Consider the following 3,555-nt stretch of genomic DNA (forward strand, 5'->3'; position numbering starts at 1 on the left):
ATTCATATATAATAAACAATAAGCTATCAAATATATTGTGGGCCTCTTGATAATTCAACGCTTCGAGTCTATCATTTTATATTAAATATTACAAAAATAAATCGATTGTGTAGCTCTACAAGTGCACACATAGATAAAACTTGTACATAATAAACGTCTAAAGTAATAAATTTACAAATTTGGTGGCTAGGGACGAACTTAATCTCAAATACAGTATAAAGAATTCAAAAAGAAAAACCGCTCCATTGAGCGATTTCTTAGTCTATAAGATTCTATATAAACTGGATAATGGAGGCGAGGGGAGTCGAACCCCTGTCCAAACACCTTGCTACATCAACGTCTACAACCATAGGACTTTCTCAAATTTAACAAAATGCCAAAGCCAGTCTCAAACAGCGACATTTTGCGGGACTTTAAATCTCTTTTGCTGCGTCAAGTCTCCACAACAACGTATCTGACTAAAAGTTTAGGCCGTCAAATTGCCATCAGTGAGCAAAAATCAGGCACGCATGGTGCTGTTTAGGCTGCCATTGCGTAAGTTTGTGTATTATTTTTAGCAGTTATATTTATCTGCGGATGATTATCCTGATCCCTCAGCAGTTGCAGTTCATGCGCGACAATGCCTGTCGAATCCGTAACGCCCCCAAATTCAGGGAATTCTTACTGGCAGTCTGTCAGTAACTTTTATGAACCTTGAAGTTTAATTATAGCATATTTTAGCATTTCTGTCAGTAAATTCATTATCTCTAACTACTAAAATTCTTCTTCATCAATCTGCTGTATTTCCTGAAGTTTACTGATTAAGTATTGGTCAGAAGGATACTTTTTCATCAGTTCTTCAAGCAATTGATTACGCACCACATAATTACTAAAAAGATGCAATTTTTCTTCGTAGCTTTCGAGCACTTTTTCGGTCCGTTTAATATTATCATAAACTGCTTGACGGCTGATATTAAATTCTTCTGCTATTTCAGCCAAACTGTAATCGTCAGCATAATAAAGTTCAATGTAGTTCATTTGCTTGTCAGTTAAAAGTGTCGCATAAAACTCAAAAAGCGTATTCATTCGATTGGTTTTTTCGATTTCCATAATGTCTATTATAGCAGAAATTAAGTGATTTTTTAGTTTTATTCTTAGTTTTAACTTATCATTTAAGTTTTTAAAAATGTAATTTTTTTAACTCGTTTCTGCTGCCATTACCCCTTCATTTTTTTATTCAAAAATAATAATTTATTCTATACAAAGCTCCCTGTTTTCGTTATAATTAAAAGTATGAAAAAAATTTTAATTGCTGATGATGATCGGGCAATTTTGACCCTATTATCTTATAATTTTCGGCAAAATGATTACGAAGTAACCATCGTATCAGACGGAAAAAAAGCTTATGATAAAGCTCGAAAAAATCCCTTTGATTTGCTTCTTCTTGATTTAATGATGCCTGAATTTTCCGGAATTGAAGTCACTAAAAAGCTTCGTAAAGAAGGTAATTTTACACCAATTTTAATTTTAACTGCTCGCGATGATGATGAAATGAAACTGACAGGTCTGTCAGCAGGTTCTGATGAGTATTTAGATAAAACGACTCCAATGAAAGAAATCATTGTCAGAGCTGAAGGGCTCATTCGTAGAAATCAAATGTATAATCAAACAGCTTCTGATTCTGTCAGTGAATCTTTGGACGAAAGTCCTGCAACACTTGTTACTGACAGACTGGTCATTGATTTTACAAAAAAAGAAGTCACTTTTGATGCAAAAGTTTTAGACTTAACCAAAAGAGAATTTGAAATTCTAGAACTCTTAGCAAAAAGACAAGGCGAAATCATCAGCCGTGAAGAACTTCTTCAACATTTTTGGGGAATTTCGGATACAGCAGAAACACGGACAATTGATGTCCTCATCTCAAAAATCCGTAAAAAACTAAATAATCATTATATCAAAACAAAACGAGGATTCGGTTACTATTTTGAAGAAAATGAAACTTAAACACATCATGCTGATGACAGTGCTGTACATCATTGCAACATTAAGCTTGGTGATTCTATCGAACCAAAATATCTTAGAAAATGATACAAATAGGGTATTAAAAACAATAGATCAAATACAGCTTTTTTTAGAAAAACATCCTGATAATCCCTTACCCGCTAACTTTGAACATCTTTCAAAAAATACGGTAAATTCAGATACTAAAAAAATTAAAAATGGCGCTGCCTATGCTCGAAGTTTAGATTCTAAAGATATTACTGTTACCAGCCCTATCTTTAGTGAAGGACAAATCGATGGCTATTTGAAAGTTACAGAAAATCGCACGTCTACTTTCTTTACCGATTTTGCAATTATCATTTTTGCTATTTTATTTTACTTGGCAGTTGCCATACAGGTTTTGAAATCTGCTCAGAGAGCTTATGTTTTTCGCGAAAATACTGTGGCTAAGATTAAAAATATTGAGCGAAGTCCTTTAACGCAAAGTTATCTGATGAATGAAAATGATGACAAAATTACAACTGAGCTCAATAAATTAGGCGAAAAAATCCAAAAGCAAGCCTTATCACACACTGAAAAGAAAGAAAATCTCTACGAATTCATCGAGTTTTTCCAATTTCCCATTTTTATTTATAATAATAAGGGAAAAATTCGTCGAACAAATGCTTCTTTCAAAAATGAGTTTTCAGACACCGAGAATCTTGATATTTTCAGTCCTTATGCCGATTTCTTAAATTTTCTAGTTGACAAAATTTTACATCCAGATATACAAGAAAAACTTTTCTTCTTTGAAAAGCTTGGCGCTTATTATCAAGTCCGCATCACTCCACTGCCCGATCTTGATAGTCGCTTCATGGTAACCATGAATGATGTAAGTTCTTATCGTCGAACAGTTGATGCTCATAATGCCTTTATTGCCAACGTTTCTCATGAATTGAAAACACCGCTCACTTCAATAAAGGGCTTTGCCGAATTACTTGAAACAGACACTGTTTCTCCTTCTGAAACCAAAAACTTTGCTTCAATTATCCATAAAGAAAGTTCTCGTTTGATGAGCCTTGTTCAGGATACTCTACTACTAACTAAGCAAAATCAACGTATTGAGAAAAAGAAACTCAGCCTTTCTGCTCTAATTCAAAATATTTTACAAAGCTCAAGTCCCCAAATTTCTGAAAAATCTCTTCGTTTAGAAACACAAATTGAAGAGATTACTTTCAAAACCAATGAACAAATGGTACACAGTATTTTTGAAAATCTGATTGAAAATGCCATCAAATATACTCCTGCTCAGGGTCAAATTTTTGTCAGCTTACACCATGAACAAGATAAAATTATCTTCAGTGTTACTGACAATGGTCCTGGTTTAAGTGAAATTGAAAAAGAAAGAATCTTTGATCGCTTCTATCGTGCTGATGAGAGCCGAGCAGAGGTCAGCGGAACAGGATTAGGACTCGCCATTGTTGAAAAGAATGTCCAAGAACTTCATGGCACAATTGATGTGGTATCTATTCTTGGAAAAGGAACCACCTTTACCGTTAATCTTTGAGTGGTCATCAGTAAATTTACTTATCAAAA

The 3,555-nt window shown here is 33.9% G+C and carries 3 protein-coding genes and 1 other RNA gene; 2 read left to right on the forward strand and 2 right to left on the reverse strand.

What is annotated here, in order from left to right; translation table 11 throughout:
• Nucleotides 1-286: 286 nt before the first annotated feature.
• Together ssrA and LLA01S_RS11695 are read right to left on the reverse strand one after the other, a co-directional pair.
• Nucleotides 287-645: a transfer-messenger RNA gene (gene ssrA, locus LLA01S_RS11690) on the reverse strand.
• Nucleotides 646-753: 108 nt separating this feature from the next.
• Nucleotides 754-1,089: a putative DNA-binding protein gene (locus tag LLA01S_RS11695; protein WP_011676389.1), complete on the reverse strand. Its 336-nt coding sequence runs from the start codon at nucleotides 1,087-1,089 to the stop codon at nucleotides 754-756.
• 183 nt (nucleotides 1,090-1,272) lie between these two features.
• On the opposite strand from LLA01S_RS11695, the gene LLA01S_RS11700 reads away from it, so the two are divergent.
• Entirely contained in the window at nucleotides 1,273-1,983 is a 711-nt protein-coding gene (locus LLA01S_RS11700) for a response regulator transcription factor (RefSeq protein ID WP_011676390.1), read from the forward strand.
• Nucleotides 1,973-3,526 (forward strand): sensor histidine kinase, encoded by a 1,554-nt coding sequence (locus LLA01S_RS11705; protein ID WP_011676391.1) that lies wholly within the window; start codon nucleotides 1,973-1,975, stop codon nucleotides 3,524-3,526. The genes LLA01S_RS11700 and LLA01S_RS11705 overlap by 11 nt, the downstream gene beginning before the upstream one ends.
• The last annotated feature ends 29 nt before the right edge of the window (nucleotides 3,527-3,555 follow it).

Origin of the sequence: Lactococcus cremoris subsp. cremoris NBRC 100676, assembly GCF_001591705.1 — a bacterium.
GTDB classification, from domain to species: Bacteria; Bacillota; Bacilli; order Lactobacillales; family Streptococcaceae; genus Lactococcus; species Lactococcus cremoris.

Bases quoted from the DNA above. Each gene is read 5' to 3' on its own strand.
- LLA01S_RS11695 (WP_011676389.1), bottom strand. From the start codon at position 1,089: ATGGAAATCGAAAAAACCAATCGAATGAATACGCTTTTTGAGTTTTAT.
- LLA01S_RS11700 (WP_011676390.1), top strand. From the start codon at position 1,273: ATGAAAAAAATTTTAATTGCTGATGATGATCGGGCAATTTTGACCCTA.
- LLA01S_RS11705 (WP_011676391.1), top strand. From the start codon at position 1,973: ATGAAACTTAAACACATCATGCTGATGACAGTGCTGTACATCATTGCA.